A 14,375-nucleotide genomic window follows, 5' to 3' on the forward strand; every position below is an offset into this window, starting at 1 on the left:
TCGGGCGGGGATAGCACGGGCCGCTGGTGGGCCGTTCCTAACAGATGCGCGGAAGTTGTTCGCCCAGTTGCCGTTCGATGACCTGTGTGGTGCCAAAGGGGGTCCTGCCCACCACCATCCCGGGGTGCTCATCAACCACCCGGCCGATGATCGCCGCGTTCGCGCCCTCGGGACGGCCCCGGATCGCGGCCAGCACCGCTTCGCTGTGACCCGGGTCGACGAACGCCACCATCTTGCCCTCGTTGGCCACCTGCAGGGGGTCCAGCCCGAGGAACGAGCAGGCCGACGAGACCGTCTCGGGAATCGGGATCTTCGCCTGATCGAGTTCGATACCCACCGCTGCCGCGCGGGCGATCTCGACGACCGCGGCGACAAGACCGCCCCGGGTGGGATCGCGCAGGGCGTGCACGTGGTTGCCGGCGGCGTCGAGCATGGCCGCGACCAGCAGGTGCAGTGCGGCGCTGTCGGTGGTGACGACGGTGCCGAAATCGATTCCCTCCCGCACGCTCATGATGGCGACGCCGTGCTCACCCAGGTTTCCCGACACGATGATGTGGTCACCGGCGCGGACCCGCTCGGGCCCGACGTGGATACCGGCCGGCACGACCCCGATTCCCGCGGTATTGACGAAGAGCTGGTCCGCAGCACCGCGCGCGACCACCTTGGTGTCACCGGTGACGATGCCGACGCCGGCGTCGGCGGCCGTCTTGCCCATCGTCTGGGCGACCGCGCCGAGCACATCCAGCTCGAGTCCCTCCTCCAAGATGAACCCGGCGGTCAACGCGACCGGTTGCGCTCCGCTGCAAGCCAAGTCGTTGATCGTCCCGTTGACCGCTAGGTCGCCGATGTTCCCGCCCGGAAAGAACAGCGGTTGCACCACATAGGAGTCGGTGGTCAGCGCGACCCGCCCGCCCGCCCCGCCCAATTTCAGGTCCAGCAACGCCGAATCGCGGGCGGGGCCCGCCGCGCCACCGAACGCCGGCAGGAACAGGTTTTCGATGAGTTCCTCGGAAAGCACGCCTCCGCCACCGTGGCCCAGCACGATGCGCTTCGTCTCGCGCAGCGGCAGCGGGCACACCCAGTCGGCCGGGTCGATGGCGACCCGAGACTCAGGCATGAGCGGCCGCCTCCAAACGCCGGAATTGGTAGTAGGCGGCGCACGCGCCCTCGCTGGACACCATGGTGGCGCCCAGCGGTGTGCGCGGCGTGCAGGATTTCCCGAATGCCGGGCACTCGTTCGGTTTCAGCAGACCCTGCAGCACTTCCCCACTGCGGCATTCCGTCGATTCGGACACCCGTAGCTCTGCGACCCCGAACTTCAATTCGGCGTCGAACTGCGCGTAGCGCGGCGACAGCGTCCATCCCGACTTCGGGATCATGCCGATGCCCCGCCACTGCCGATCGGTCGGCACGAATACGTCCGCCAGGGTCTGCTGCGCGACTGCGTTGCCCGCGGCGGTCACCGCCCGCGGATAGGCGTTGCGCAGCTGCGGTGTGCCCGCCTCCAGCAGATCGACGGCCTGACGGACGCCCTCGAGCAGGTCTAGTGGTTCGAAGCCGGTGACCACGATCGGAACCCCGAATTGGTCGACCAGCGGCCCGTATTCACCGGTGCCCATCACCGTGCAGACGTGCCCGGCGGCCAGAAACGCCTCGACCCGGTTGGTCGGCGAGCTCAGGATCGCCGTGATGGCCGGCGGCACCAGCACATGGGACACCAGCATGGAGAAATTCGTGAGCCCGAGCCGCTGCGCGTGCACCACGGCCATCGCGTTGGCCGGCGCCGTGGTCTCGAAGCCCACCCCGAAGAACACCACCTGCTTGTCGGGGTTGTCGGCGGCCACCCGCGTGGCGTCCAACGGCGAGTAGACGATTCGGACGTCGCCGCCCCGGGCACGCACACTGAACAGGTCCTGGCTGCTGCCCGGCACCCGGAGCATGTCGCCGAAGGAACAGAAGATCACGTCGTCGCGCGCCGCGATCTGGAGCGCCCGGTCGATGGTTTCGAGCGGTGTCACACAGACCGGGCAACCCGGGCCGTGAATGAATTCGACCGCGCCGTCCAGCAATTGGTCGATCCCGTTACGGATGATCGAATGCGTCTGCCCGCCACAGACTTCCATGATGGTCCAGGTCTTGGTCACGCGACGCTTGATGTCGCTGACCAAGGCGTGGGCGGCGACCGGATCGCGAAACTCGTCCAGATACTTCATGCCGGTTCCCTCCTGCCCTGGCCCTCGTCGCCGGCCAATTCTTCATCCAGCACGCCGAGGTCGTTGAACATCTGCAACGTTTCCCGTGCCGACGCCTCATCCAGCCGGGTGATCGCGAAACCGGCATGCACGATGGTGTATTCGCCGACCTGCATGTCCGGTAGGTAAGCCAGGCACACGGACTTGGTGGTGCCGCCGAAGTCGACGGTGCACATCCGCGTCCCCGCCTCATCCCAGGTATCGACGACCTTGCCGGGAATTCCGAGACACATGCGCTATGCCCCCCTTTCGTGCCGGCGTGCTGCGATCACTGCCTGGCCCAGCGCCAGACCACCGTCGTTGCACGGCAATACAGCATGAGTAAGCACCTCGAAGCCGTTACTCACCAACTCTTTACGGAGCCCGTCGCGCAGCAGCCGATTCACGAACACTCCGCCGGTCAGCCCGATGGTGCCGATGCCCGACGCCAGCCGGCACACCGCCTGTGCGGTGGCCCTGACGACCGCGTCGTGAAAGCCCGCGGCCAGGTCGGCCCTTGCCGTGCCGGCCCGCAGGCCACGCACCAGATCGGTGATCAACGGCGTCGGATCCAGTACGCCTGCGGTCACCTCGAAATCCATCGGTGCGGGTGCGCCACGGCGGGCCAGGTGCTCGAGTTCGACGGCCGCCTGCCCCTCGTAGGTCACCTCCTGGCACACGCCGAGCAGGCTGGCCACCGCATCGAACAGGCGACCCATGCTGGTCGTCTCGACGCATCCGATGCCGCGCGGAATCTGCTGTTCGAGAACGTGTCTCGCGTTCGCACTGAGGCTCCCGACCGCCGGGATGTCCGGTGTCCATTCGATTTCCGCGCGGTGCAGCAGGTCCAGGGCGATCCGGCCGGGGTGGCGTACCGCGCCGTCACCGCCGGGCAACGCGAACGCCTTGAGGTGTGCCACCCGGGTGAAGCTGGCCGGGTCGGTGACCATCAGAAGCTCGCCGCCCCAGATGGTGCCGTCGGTGCCGTAGCCGGTGCCATCGAACGCAACGGCGAGCATTGGCGAGCCGAGCCGGCCATGCTCGGCCATCAGCGACACCGCGTGGGCGTGGTGGTGCTGCACCTGCAGCACCGGCAGGTCTTGCCGCCTTGCCCAGTGGGTTGTGGCGTAGGCCGGGTGCAGATCGCAGACGACGAGCCGCGGCCGGCAGTCGGTCATGAAAGCCAGGTGATGTTCTGCCGATTCGAAGCAACTCTGGGTGCGCGGGTCGGCCATGTCACCGAGGTGCGGCGACATGTGGGCCCGCCCGTCGGACGACAGCAGGCAGAACGTGGTCTTGAGGTCGCCGCCGGTCGCCAGGATCACGCTCGCGTCCGACGGTGCAGGTGTTGCTACCGGAAGCGGCGCATAGCCTCGGGAACGCCGAATCGGCACCACGGCGCCCGCGCCGTCAACGGTCAAGACGGAGTCCTCACATGGCACATGGATGGGCCGGTCGTGGGTGAGCACCCCGTCCGCCAAGCCGTCGATCCAATTCAAGTCGCAATCGCGGAAGACGATCGGGGAACCCTTGTCGTTGGCGGAGGTCATTACCAGAGGCATCGCGCCCAGACGGTCGAAGAGCAGATGGTGCACGGGCGAATACGCCAGCATCACACCGATTTCCGACAGGGCCGGTGCCACGCCGGTCAACCCGGAGTCGTCACGGGCCGGCAGCAAGACGATCGGTGCGGCCGGTGACCGCAGCAGTTGCGCGCCGGCCGCGTCGACATGACACAGGTTTTGAGCCGCAGCAAGGTCGGCGACCATCACGGCGAAAGGTTTGGCGGGCCTGCCCTTTCGCAGGCGCAGTTCGGCAACGGTCGCGGGATTGTCAGCGCGGCAGGCGAGGTGGAATCCTCCGATGCCCTTGATCGCGACGATGTGGCCGTCCTCGATCGCCCGCGCGGCGGCCCCGAGCGGATCGCGGCCGCCGCCGGGGCCACGCCAGGACAGGGTCGGCCCGCAATCGTTGCAGGCGATCGTTTGGGCGTGGAAGCGACGGTCGGCGGGATCGTGGTATTCGGCTGAGCACGCCGCGCACATTGGAAACTGGGCCATCGTGGTCGAGGGCCGGTCGTACGGTAGGTCGGTGATCACCGTGTAGCGCGGGCCGCAGTTGGTGCAGGTGATGAACGGGTGCCCGTAGCGACGGTCGCGGGGGTCGCGCATCTCGCGTAAGCAGTCGGCACAGCTGGCGACGTCGGGCGGCACCAGGGTGCGGCGGTCGTCGTCTGTTCGACTAGCGACGATGCGGAATCCGGATTCGCCGTTGGGCCGCAGCCGGCGGGCTTCGATGGCATCGATGCGCGCCATCGGCGGGTGGTCGGCGCTCAGCGCCGATACCGCCGCTGCGACGGCGTCGGGAGCACCCTCGAACTCGCAGTGCACAGCCCCGGAGTCGTTGTACACGCAGCCGGCAAGCCCATGACGTGCAGCGATGCGTGCGACAGCGGGCCGAAATCCCACGCCCTGGACGACGCCCGCGATGTCGAGCCGCAACCGCACACTGGCAACCGCGCTACGCCGACTGCCCATCACGAACCTCCTGAGCAGCAAGGACCCCCGGTGCCGGGTGGGCTGTGGCACGGACGGTCGAGCTCAGGTTAGACCGCACCCCATGTGCCGACAATCACAATTTCGCAGACAAAGTCTGCGTTTTTCCGCACTTTGTTTTCGCGACACCGTTGAGTCCCGCGAGGCAGCATGGTGTAGTGCACGAGCTGTCGCTATGCCATGCCATCGCCGGCGTGGTGAAGCCCCACGCGCGGGGGCGCCACGTCGACGTGGTCCGGGTCCAGGTCGGCGTCCTGCGCCAGGTGGTTCCAGAATCCCTGGAATTCTGCTGGTCGTTGGTGTGTCAGCAGTTGGACGAGAACATGGTCGACACCGTGCTGGATCTCGAACTCGTGCCCGCCGAAGTGTTCTGCCGCGCCTGTGCACAGCGGGCGCAGATCACGTCCCGGTGGTCGGTGTGCTGCCCGGCGTGCCAGAGCACGGACGTTGACCTGTTGCGCGGCAACGAGTTTCTGGTCACGTCCGTCGATGTGTCCGAGGGCGTTACGCACGAAGCCGGCTCACGAAAGGTCAAATGAATGGGACGCTTTCACCGTCACGACGACGGCACCGTGCACAGCCACGATCACGACCACGACCTTCACGAGCACGGCGACCACAGCGGCTATGCCACCAGCTCGCAGCGCATCGACGTACTGGAGGCGATCTTCGCCGAGAACGACTCTCGCGCTGACATCAACCGGCGCGCGTTCGAGGACCACGGCGTGCGTGCCATGAACCTGATGAGCTCGCCGGGATCCGGCAAGACCACCATCCTGGCGGCAACACTGGACGCGCTGGCCGGCGAACTGGCCGTCGGCGTGATCGAGGGCGACATCGCCACCGACCTCGACGCCGCCAAACTCGCCGGGCGCGGCGCCCAGGTGTCACTGCTGAACACCAGCAACGGGTTCGGCGGCGAATGCCACCTGGACGCCCCGATGGTCAACCGCGCGCTGCAGGGACTGCGCCTGCCCGACCTGGACCTGGTCATCATCGAAAACGTCGGCAACCTGGTCTGTCCGGCTGAATTCGACGTCGGCGAGCACGCCAAGGCGATGGTCTACTCGGTCACCGAGGGCGAAGACAAGCCGCTGAAGTATCCGGTCATGTTCCGCTCGGTCGACGTCGTGCTGCTCAACAAGATCGACCTGGTCCCGCACCTCGACGCCGACATCGACAGCTACATCGACCATGTCCGACAGGTGAATTCGACGGCCACCATTCTTCCGCTGAGCGCGCGCACCGGCGACGGCATGTCGCGATGGTTTGATTGGCTGCGCCAGTTCGCCGCTGCCGGACGCGGGCCCCTGCCCTACAGCACGCCGGGGTGGCGAGTGGAATAGATTGAAAGCCAACGTCTCTCAACTTTCATCACCCGCCGGTGCTCGAGCACGAGCCAGACCAAACCAGCAACGATTGTCGGCAGTCCGATGACAACCAGCGTCAGTGTCCAGTCCTGGACGCGGTACGCCGCCGCGGTCACGCCGCCAACCAGGGCGGCCACGCCCAGGACTATCGCGATCAGTCCCGGCCAGCAAAGGCGATCTATGAAGAACTCGCCGGTATGCGGACACGTCGTACGGAAATGATCGGTCGGATCCGCGGTGTCGCCCATGGCTTCTCCTCAGTAGAGCTGAGCCGAAGCTACTTTCGACGACCCGATCAGCCATCCCCCTAATGGGTGATCCGCGATGGGATTCCGGCGTTAAGGCCACTGTGGCGGCGAGCTTTCCGGGTCGCCGCCCCCCTCAGTGTCCGCTCAGCGTCAGCGTGCCCTTCGTTTCAAGCACCCTGCTGGCAGTGATTTTCTCCGTCTTACGAGCCTCACGCTCCAGGTAGCGCTGCTTGGATTCGTCGAACTTGTCGGAGGCTTCCTCGAGCTCCTTGACCAACAGGGCGAGGTCGTCGCGCATCCTTGCGCCCTCGCCGGAAAAGTCTTCGCGTTCGAAGATGCGCCACTTCTTGAGCACGGGCATGACCACATCGTCGAGATGGATTCGCGGGTCGTAGATGCCGCCGACGGCGATGATCACCGCCTTGCGGCGAAACTCCGGCACCGTGAAGCCGGGCATCTTGAAGTTGCGCAGGATTCGATGCACCGACTTGATCGCTTGATTGGGCGCGATGTCCAGGCCTGCGGCGCTGACATCCCGGTAAAAAATCATGTGCAGGTTCTCGTCGTGCGACACCCTCGCCATCAATTGCTCTGCGATAGTGTCGTTGCTGGCTTTGCCCGTATTGCGGTGCGAAACGCGGGTAGCCAGTTCTTGAAACGAGACATACATGACCGAGTCGAAGAGGCTTTCAGCAAACAAATTTCCCTGCCGGTTCTGGCCGGGGCTGAAGCCGCGCGTAATTTGCTCGAGTCGGAGCTTTTCCAGCTGCACCGGATCGACGGAGCGGGTGACCACCAGGTAGTCGCGCAGCGCGACGCTGTGCCGGGTCTCTTCCGCGGTCCACCGATTCACCCATTGGCCCCACGGGCCGTCCATGCTGAAGTTCATCGCGATCTCACGGTGATAGGACGGTAAGTTGTCCTCGGTCAGCAGATTTTGGACCATCGCCACTCGGGCGACATCCGGAAGCTGGGTCTGCCCGGGCTCCCAATCTTGGCCGTCCAGCGCATAAAAGTTCCTACCGTCCGACCATGGCACGTAGTCGTGCGGGTTCCACTCCTTGAACATCGCGAGGTGCCGGTTGAGCAGCCGTTCGACTTCCGGTTCGAGTTCAGTGAGTAGCTGCACGTTGGTCAGTTCCTTGGACACGTAACCCTCCCAGTTACCTGCGGCGGTCGCCTTTCACCACGTATATGTGTCACGCGGTTACATTAAGATGACACGCGCGTGCACGGAGGAAATAGGGTCCAAAGTCCTCGCGCCCGCCGGGTGGATGAGCCCACCGGAATGCAACACCGCTGGATCGGCGTTCGCCGCTGCCGCTGCCGCTGCCGCACAGTGCATTTCGCCGTGAGTGGTGGTGTGACCGTCCAAAGCTACTCGAGCAGCGGGATCAACCACTAGCTGTCACCCCGACGTTCTGCACGACTTGTTGGCCACGTTCATCCACACCCTGATGGGGGGCGGAAGCTGACGCCCGGTGCGGGGTCGGTTACGGCAGCGCAGCGGCGAACGGACCCACTTTTGACTGGTCGATACGGTCGGAAACTTGCCACTGACCTGCGTCGGGCTGACCTGCTGTCGGGCTGACAGGATTTGAACCTGCGACCACTTGACCCCCAGTCAAGTGCGCTACCAAACTGCGCCACAGCCCGGTGCCGCCGGATCATCGGCAGCAGGTCGACAGCCTACCGCAGGCGAACGATCACCCGGTCATGGGCCACGCCGGGCGCGCCGCGGGTGCACACAAGCCCTCAGCGGCGCTTGGACCCCCGCTTTTCGCGCACCCGCACGTTGATCCGGATCGGGCTGCCCTCGAAACCGAAGGTCTCGCGCAGCCGCCGCTCCAGGAACCGCCGGTAGCCGGCCTCCAAAAAACCCGTGGTGAACAGCACAAACGTCGGTGGCCGGGCGGTGGCCTGGGTCGCGAACAGGATGCGCGGCTGCTTGCCGCCGCGCACCGGCGGCGGTGTGGCCGCCACCACCTCCTTGATCCAGGCGTTCAGGGGGCCGGTGGCGATCCGCGCGTCCCACGACTCGAGGGCTGTCTCCATCGCCGGCACCAGCTTCTGCACCGCGCGGCCGGTCTTGGCCGAGATGTTGACCCGCTGCGCCCAGCGCAGCTGCGCCAGCTCGCGGTCGATCTCGCGCTCGAGCAGCTCGCGGCGGTCCTCGTCGACCAGGTCCCACTTGTTGAAGGCCAGCACCAGCGCCCGGCCGGCCTCGACGACCATCGACAGCACCCGCTGGTCCTGTTCGGTCAGCGGCTGCGACGCGTCGATCAGCACGATCACCACCTCGGCTGCGTCGATGGCCGAATGGGTGCGCACCGAGGCGTAGAACTCGTGGCCGCTGGCCTGACCGACCTTGCGCCGCAGCCCCGCGGTGTCGACGAACCGCCACACCTTCCCGCCCAGCTCGATAAGTGAGTCGACGGGGTCCACGGTGGTCCCGGCGACCTCGTGCACCACCGAACGCTGGTCTCCGGCAAGCTTGTTCAGCAACGAGCTCTTGCCCACGTTCGGCTTGCCGACCAGCGCCACGCGCCGCGGACCGCCGGGCGCGGGCGCCGTTTCGGACACCTCGGGCAGCACGGCGAGCACCTCGTCGAGCAGGTCGGCGACGCCCCGGCCGTGCATCGCGCTGATCGCGTACGGCTCACCGAGGCCCAGCGACCACAGCTCGGCGGCGTCCGCCTCGCCCTTTTCGCTGTCAACCTTGTTGGCGGCCAAGAACACTGGCTTACCCGAGCGCAGCAGGATGCGGGCCGCGGCTTCGTCGGCCGCCGTGGCGCCGACGGTGGCGTCGACGACGAGGATCACCGCGTCGGCGGTGCGCATGGCCACCGACGCCTGCTCGGCCACCAGCTGTTGCAGACCCTTGGCGTCGGGCTCCCATCCCCCGGTGTCCTGCACGACGAACCGGCGCCCGGTCCACAGCGCGTCGTAAGAGACCCGGTCGCGCGTCACGCCCGGAACGTCCTGCACCACCGCCTCGCGCCGGCCCAGGATCCGGTTGACCAGCGTCGACTTGCCGACGTTGGGCCGCCCGACGATGGCCACCACGGGCGCCGGGCCGGGCGCCTCGACGTCGTCCAGGCCGGAATCGCCCAGTTCCCAATCGCTTTCGTCGCTCCAGGTGCCGTCCTGGCTCACCGCACCGCCCCGCTTCGCTGCCTGACAAGCTCCAGTAGCCGGGCGATCACCTGCGACTCGGTCATGTCGCTGGTGTCGATGACCACCGCGTCGTCGGCCGCGCGCAGCGGCGACACCTGCCTGGTGGAGTCGAGGTGGTCGCGGCGGCGCACGTCGGCAAGCACCCCGTCGTAGTCGTCGGCCAGCCCGGCCGCGACGTTCTGGTCGTTGCGGCGCCGGGCCCGGGTTTCGGCCGACGCGGTCAAGAAGATCTTCAGCGGCGCGTCGGGCAGGACCACGGTTCCGATGTCGCGGCCCTCGACGACGACGTTGCCCGGGCCCCCGGCCATGGCGCGCTGCAGCTCCACCAGCCGGGTGCGCACGGCCGGAACCGATGACACCGCCGAAACGGCCCGGGTGACCTCCTCGCCGCGGATTTCGGCCGAAACGTCCTCGCCCTCAAGGTAAGAGCGATCGACGTCGGGATCGTAGTTGACCGACATCTGCACGTTCGACGCGATCGCCGCGACGGCCTCGGCGTCGCCCGGGTCGACCCCCGCGCGCAGCACGGCCAGCGTCACGATCCGGTACATCGCCCCGGTGTCGAGGTAGCGCGCCCCCAGCGCGCGTGCCAATCCCCTTGACACCGACGACTTTCCGGTGCCCGCCGGGCCGTCGACGGCGACCACGACGTCTCCGCTCACAGGAAGATGGTTCGCTTCGCTCCCGTCACTCACCGCGCTCGTTCCGCTCGTTCCGCTCACAGCCCGACCGCCTTGTAGAGCTGCCCGATCTCGCCGCGGCTCAACGCCCGGATGCTGCCGGGCCGCTGCTCGCCCAGCGACACCGCGCCGATGTCGGTGCGCACCAGCGCCTCCACCGGGTAGCCGACGGCGGCCAGCAGGCGGCGCACGATGCGATTGCGTCCCTCATGTAATGTCAAGCGCACCAACGTTTTTCCGGGGATGGCGTCCACCACGGCGAAATCGTCGACCCGCGCCGGCCCGTCGTCCAGCTCGATGCCGGCCCGCAGCTTCTTGCCCAGGCCGCGCGGCACCGATCCGGCGACCGTCGCCAGGTAGGTCTTGGGCACCTCGTGCGAGGGGTGCATCAACCGGTGTGCCAGCTCGCCGTCGTTGGTCAGCAGGATCAGCCCCTCGGTGTCGGCGTCCAGCCGCCCGACGTGAAACAGGTTCTTGTTGCCGCGCACCCGGCGCTCGATCAGGTCGCCGATGCACGGCCGGCCGCGTTCGTCGGACATGGTGGAGTGCATGCCGCGCGGCTTGTTCAGCGCCAGGTAGACCAGGGTGTCGTCGAGCATCACCCGCGCGCCGTCGACGCGGATCACCGACGTGTCGGGATCGACCCGGGTGCCCAGCTCCGTCACCACCTGCCCGTCGACCTCGACCCGGCCGTCGACGATCAGCTTCTCGGCGGCCCGCCGCGACGCGATGCCCGCCTGCGACAGTACCTTTTGCAGCCGGACGCCCTCGGTGTCGACCATCAATCGGTGTCCACGTCGAACGACAGCGCCTGCTCGGGCGTCGCGCCGCCCGAGAGTTTGACGAAACGCGGCTCGCTGTCCAGGGATTCGCTGAGGTCCTCGATCGTGTCGACGTCGGGCAGCAGCGGCGCGATGTCGGGCAGGTCGGCCAGCGACGTCAACCCGAGGCGCTCCAAGAACAGCTCGGTGGTCGCGAACGTCGTCGCGCCGGTGTCCTCGTCCACACCGGCCTCGGTGATCAGGCCGCGCGCCAACAGGGTGCGCATCACGGCGTCGCTGTTGACGCCGCGCACCGCGCTGACCCGCGCCCGCGTGACCGGCTGGCGGTAAGCGACCACCGCCAGAGTCTCCAGCGCGGCCCGCGTCAACTTGGAGCGCGTGCCGTCCAGCAGCAGCTTCTCCACGTAGGGCGCGAACCGGGCGCGGGTGTACATCCGCCAGCCCTCGCTGGTTTGCCGAAGGTCGATGCCGCTGTCGCGTTGGGTGAGTTCGTCGGCCATCTCCTGCAGCTTGGCGGCGATGCGGTAGGCCGGCTGCTGGGTGACCGCCCCCAGCGTCTCGACGGTGACCGGGGTGTCCACCACCAGCAGCAGCGCCTCGAGCACCGAGCCGAGCTCGGCGCCGTCCATCGGCGCCGCCTCGGCGATGTCGGGGATGCCCGCGTCGGGGTCGAACTCTTCAGTCATTGCTATTCGTCCCGCACTTCTACCAAGGCTTCGCTGGTCGGACGCTCACCGGTCCACGAAACTCGAAGCACGCCCAGCGGCTCCGACTGGTCGAATGCTACCGTCCGGCTCCGATACAGCTCGAGCAGCGCCAGGAAGCGCCCGACCACCTCCAGCGGCGCCTGGCAGTCGGCGACCAGCTCGGAAAACGTCGCCCACTGGCCGCTGCCCCGGGCCTCCAGGATCGCCAGCAGCTTTCCCGCCTGCTCGGGCACCGACACCAGCAGCTCGTGCAGGTGCCCGGTGGACACCGTCGGGACCGGCCGCGGCGTGAACGCGACGGCGGCGATCTCGGCGAACCGCTCGGCGTCCACGCCGATCATCACCTCGGGCAGCAGCTTGGTGTACCGCTCCTCCAGCGACACCGACCGCGGATAGCTGCGCAGCGCGGCGGCCTCCAGCTCGGCGAACATCTCGGCGACGTGCTTGAACGCGCGGTACTGCAGCAGCCGCGCGAACAGCAGGTCGCGCACCTCCAGCAGGGCCAGGTCCTCCTCGTCGTCGACCTGTCCGGCGGGCAACAGCCGGGCGGCCTTGAGGTCGAGCAGCGTCGCGGCGATCACCAGGAACGCGGTGGTCTCCTCCAGGCCCAGCTGCGAACCGATCTCGCGGGTGTAGGCGATGAAGTCGTCGGTGACCTGGTGCAGCGCGACCTCGGTGACGTCGAGCCGGTGCGCGAAGATCAGCTGCAGCAGCAGATCGAACGGCCCCTCGAAGTTGGTGAGCCGGACCTGAAAGCCGTTCCTGGATGGTGCCTCACCGTTCACCCCTCCAGTCTGAAGGCCGGTCACGCGCCGAATCGGTGGATGAACTCGCGGGCCAGCGCGCGGTAGGCGATGGCACCCTGCGACCGGGGCGCCCAGGTGGTGATGGGTTCGCCGGCCACGCTGGTCTCGGGGAAGCGGACGGTCCGGGTGATGACGGTGTCGAACACCAGGTCGCCGAACCGCTCCACGACGCGGGCCATCACCTCGCGCGCGTTGACGGTGCGCGGGTCGTAGCGGGTCAGCAGGATGCCGCTGATCTCGAGCTTGGGGTTGAGCCGGTCGCGGACCTTGTCGACGGTGTCGGTGAGCAGCGCGAGGCCGCGCAGCGAGAAGAACTCGCACTCGGTGGGGATGACGATTCCGTCGGCGCAGGCCAGACCGTTGACGGTGAGCAGCCCGAGCGACGGTTGGCAGTCGATGAGCACGTAGTCGTAGCGGTCCAGCACCGGGTGCAGCGCCCGGCCCAGGGTCTGCTCGCGGCCCACCTCGTTGACGAGCTGGATCTCGGCGGCCGACAGGTCGATGTTGCTGGGGACCAGGTCCATGTGCTTGACCCGGGTGGAGATCAGCACGTCGTCGACCGACACCCGCGGCTCGACCAGCACGTTGTGGATCGTCTTCTCCAGCTCGTAGTGCGGGACGCCCAGCCCGGCGGACAGCGCGCCCTGCGGGTCCATGTCGACCAGCAGCACCCGCCGGCCGTACTCGGCCAGCGCGGCGCCCAGGTTGATCGTCGACGTGGTCTTGCCGACGCCGCCCTTCTGGTTGCACATCGCCACGACCTTGGCCGGGCCGTGGGAAGTGCGCGGCTCCGGCTCCGGGATCGCCCGCGGGGGGCGGCCCGTCAAGCCGATTTCGACGCCGCTGTCCGGGTGCTCGGTCATGCCCGGCCTGTTCGGGAGGTGAACATCGCCGAAAGTCTAACGGCTTCGCGCGCCTGGGCCGGGCGACCCGCAGGCAATTTACCAGCCAATATGGACAAAAGTCGCTGCTAGGCCGCGGGGTCGCCCAACAAGTTAACTTCAGTCACACCGGCACCATTCGGGCGGGCGCGGGTGGGCCGCGCCCGGACTATCGTGGGCGTCTGTGGACCTCAGGCGACGGGTGCCCATGCTGCGGTGGTCGGTGTGGCGGATGGCCGCCGCGACGCGCAACATGGTCACCACCGGCCAGGTCGGCGACGGGCGCGAGGCGGCCGCCGTCGAATACGTCCTGGCCAACGCCCGGGCCGGCGACGTCGCCGACGTGCTGGCCACCATCGACAAGTTCGCCTACGAAAAGTCGATCCGGATCAACGTCGGCGACGAGAAGGGCCAGCTGCTCGACGCCGCGGTGCGCCGCGCCAGCCCCCGGCTCGCCCTCGAGCTCGGCACCTACTGCGGCTACGGCGCGCTGCGGATCGCCCGCGCCGCCCCCGACGCCAGGGTCTACTCGGTCGAACTCGCCGAGGCCAACGCGCACAACGCGCGGCGGATCTGGCAGCACGCCGGGGTGGCCGATCGGGTGACGTGTGTCGTCGGCACCATCGGCGACGGCGGGCGCACCCTGGACCGGCTGGCGTCGGAGTATGGATTTTCCGACGGCACAATCGATTTCGTGTTCATCGACCACGATAAGGACGCCTACCTCGACGACCTGCAGAGCATCCTGGACCGCGGCTGGCTGCATCCGGGCGCGATCGTGGTCGCCGACAACGTGCGGATCCCGGGCGCGCCGAAGTACCGCGAACACATGCGCCGGCAGCAGGGCAAGCTGTGGAACACCGTCGAGCACAAGGCGCACCTGGAATACCAGTCCTTGCTGTCGGATTTGGTGCTGGAGTCCGAATACCTGGGCTGAG

At 67.7% G+C, this 14,375-nt stretch carries 15 protein-coding genes and 1 tRNA gene; 3 read left to right on the top strand and 13 right to left on the bottom strand.

What is annotated here, in order from left to right; translation table 11 throughout:
• Positions 1-37: 37 nt before the first annotated feature.
• Genes hypE through hypF form a run of 4 tightly spaced genes read right to left on the bottom strand, consistent with a single transcriptional unit; the run spans position 38 to position 4,768 of the window.
• A complete protein-coding gene (gene hypE / locus AWC19_RS22960; protein ID WP_085080404.1) occupies positions 38-1,117 on the bottom strand; it encodes a hydrogenase expression/formation protein HypE in 1,080 nt (359 codons plus the stop codon).
• Complete coding sequence (gene hypD, locus AWC19_RS22965) at positions 1,110-2,213, bottom strand: hydrogenase formation protein HypD (RefSeq protein ID WP_085080405.1); 1,104 nt, start codon at positions 2,211-2,213, stop codon at positions 1,110-1,112. Before hypD ends, hypE begins: the two co-directional genes overlap by 8 nt.
• Positions 2,210-2,485 (bottom strand): HypC/HybG/HupF family hydrogenase formation chaperone, encoded by a 276-nt coding sequence (locus AWC19_RS22970; protein ID WP_085080406.1) that lies wholly within the window; start codon positions 2,483-2,485, stop codon positions 2,210-2,212. The genes hypD and AWC19_RS22970 overlap by 4 nt, the downstream gene beginning before the upstream one ends.
• A 3-nt stretch (positions 2,486-2,488) precedes the next feature.
• Positions 2,489-4,768, bottom strand: coding sequence for a carbamoyltransferase HypF (hypF, locus tag AWC19_RS22975; RefSeq protein WP_085080407.1), 2,280 nt, complete (start codon positions 4,766-4,768; stop codon positions 2,489-2,491).
• A gap of 176 nt (positions 4,769-4,944) precedes the next feature.
• Between hypF and AWC19_RS22980 the strand changes: the two genes are divergently transcribed.
• The gene (locus AWC19_RS22980) at positions 4,945-5,325 is read left to right on the top strand and encodes a hydrogenase maturation nickel metallochaperone HypA (RefSeq protein WP_085080408.1); all 381 of its coding nucleotides are present in this window, start codon (positions 4,945-4,947) and stop codon (positions 5,323-5,325) included.
• Positions 5,326-6,132 carry a hydrogenase nickel incorporation protein HypB gene (gene hypB / locus AWC19_RS22985; protein ID WP_085080409.1) on the top strand — a complete coding sequence of 269 codons (807 nt, stop codon included), beginning with the start codon at positions 5,326-5,328 and terminating at the stop codon, positions 6,130-6,132. It abuts the gene before it with no gap.
• Here hypB and usfY read toward each other — a convergent pair.
• The 9 genes from usfY to AWC19_RS23030 form a co-directional block, all read right to left on the bottom strand.
• Positions 6,102-6,404 carry a protein UsfY gene (gene usfY / locus AWC19_RS22990; RefSeq protein ID WP_085080410.1) on the bottom strand — a complete coding sequence of 101 codons (303 nt, stop codon included), beginning with the start codon at positions 6,402-6,404 and terminating at the stop codon, positions 6,102-6,104. The genes hypB and usfY overlap by 31 nt on opposite strands.
• A 133-nt stretch (positions 6,405-6,537) precedes the next feature.
• Positions 6,538-7,554, bottom strand: coding sequence for an acyl-ACP desaturase (locus AWC19_RS22995; RefSeq protein WP_085080411.1), 1,017 nt, complete (start codon positions 7,552-7,554; stop codon positions 6,538-6,540).
• A 432-nt stretch (positions 7,555-7,986) separates the two neighbouring features.
• Positions 7,987-8,060: transfer RNA gene (locus AWC19_RS23000), tRNA-Pro, on the bottom strand.
• A 99-nt stretch (positions 8,061-8,159) separates the two neighbouring features.
• Entirely contained in the window at positions 8,160-9,560 is a 1,401-nt protein-coding gene (der, locus tag AWC19_RS23005; RefSeq protein WP_085080412.1) for a ribosome biogenesis GTPase Der, read from the bottom strand.
• On the bottom strand, positions 9,557-10,243 hold the full coding sequence (cmk, locus tag AWC19_RS23010; RefSeq protein WP_085080413.1) for a (d)CMP kinase: 687 nt from the start codon (positions 10,241-10,243) through the stop codon (positions 9,557-9,559). Before cmk ends, der begins: the two co-directional genes overlap by 4 nt.
• Before the next feature lie 56 nt (positions 10,244-10,299).
• On the bottom strand, positions 10,300-11,043 hold the full coding sequence (locus AWC19_RS23015) for a pseudouridine synthase (protein WP_085080414.1): 744 nt from the start codon (positions 11,041-11,043) through the stop codon (positions 10,300-10,302).
• Positions 11,043-11,729 (bottom strand): SMC-Scp complex subunit ScpB, encoded by a 687-nt coding sequence (gene scpB, locus AWC19_RS23020; RefSeq protein WP_085080415.1) that lies wholly within the window; start codon positions 11,727-11,729, stop codon positions 11,043-11,045. Before scpB ends, AWC19_RS23015 begins: the two co-directional genes overlap by 1 nt.
• Before the next feature lie 2 nt (positions 11,730-11,731).
• Positions 11,732-12,559: a segregation/condensation protein A gene (locus AWC19_RS23025; protein ID WP_245849265.1), complete on the bottom strand. Its 828-nt coding sequence runs from the start codon at positions 12,557-12,559 to the stop codon at positions 11,732-11,734.
• Complete coding sequence (locus AWC19_RS23030) at positions 12,556-13,419, bottom strand: ParA family protein (protein ID WP_085080417.1); 864 nt, start codon at positions 13,417-13,419, stop codon at positions 12,556-12,558. The genes AWC19_RS23025 and AWC19_RS23030 overlap by 4 nt, the downstream gene beginning before the upstream one ends.
• Before the next feature lie 226 nt (positions 13,420-13,645).
• On the opposite strand from AWC19_RS23030, the gene AWC19_RS23035 reads away from it, so the two are divergent.
• The gene (locus AWC19_RS23035) at positions 13,646-14,374 is read left to right on the top strand and encodes an O-methyltransferase (protein ID WP_142281370.1); all 729 of its coding nucleotides are present in this window, start codon (positions 13,646-13,648) and stop codon (positions 14,372-14,374) included.
• The last annotated feature ends 1 nt before the right edge of the window (position 14,375 follow it).

Source organism: Mycobacterium palustre, from assembly GCF_002101785.1.
GTDB lineage: Bacteria > Actinomycetota > Actinomycetes > Mycobacteriales > Mycobacteriaceae > Mycobacterium > Mycobacterium palustre.

What these genes read in the sequence shown, in the direction of transcription:
- hypE (WP_085080404.1), bottom strand. Translation starts at nt 1,117, where the DNA reads ATGCCTGAGTCTCGGGTCGCCATCGACCCGGCCGACTGGGTGTGCCCG.
- hypD (WP_085080405.1), bottom strand. Translation starts at nt 2,213, where the DNA reads ATGAAGTATCTGGACGAGTTTCGCGATCCGGTCGCCGCCCACGCCTTG.
- AWC19_RS22970 (WP_085080406.1), bottom strand. Translation starts at nt 2,485, where the DNA reads ATGTGTCTCGGAATTCCCGGCAAGGTCGTCGATACCTGGGATGAGGCG.
- hypF (WP_085080407.1), bottom strand. Translation starts at nt 4,768, where the DNA reads ATGGGCAGTCGGCGTAGCGCGGTTGCCAGTGTGCGGTTGCGGCTCGAC.
- hypB (WP_085080409.1), top strand. Translation starts at nt 5,326, where the DNA reads ATGGGACGCTTTCACCGTCACGACGACGGCACCGTGCACAGCCACGAT.
- usfY (WP_085080410.1), bottom strand. Translation starts at nt 6,404, where the DNA reads ATGGGCGACACCGCGGATCCGACCGATCATTTCCGTACGACGTGTCCG.
- AWC19_RS23015 (WP_085080414.1), bottom strand. Translation starts at nt 11,043, where the DNA reads ATGGTCGACACCGAGGGCGTCCGGCTGCAAAAGGTACTGTCGCAGGCG.
- scpB (WP_085080415.1), bottom strand. Translation starts at nt 11,729, where the DNA reads ATGACTGAAGAGTTCGACCCCGACGCGGGCATCCCCGACATCGCCGAG.
- AWC19_RS23030 (WP_085080417.1), bottom strand. Translation starts at nt 13,419, where the DNA reads ATGACCGAGCACCCGGACAGCGGCGTCGAAATCGGCTTGACGGGCCGC.
- AWC19_RS23035 (WP_142281370.1), top strand. Translation starts at nt 13,646, where the DNA reads ATGCTGCGGTGGTCGGTGTGGCGGATGGCCGCCGCGACGCGCAACATG.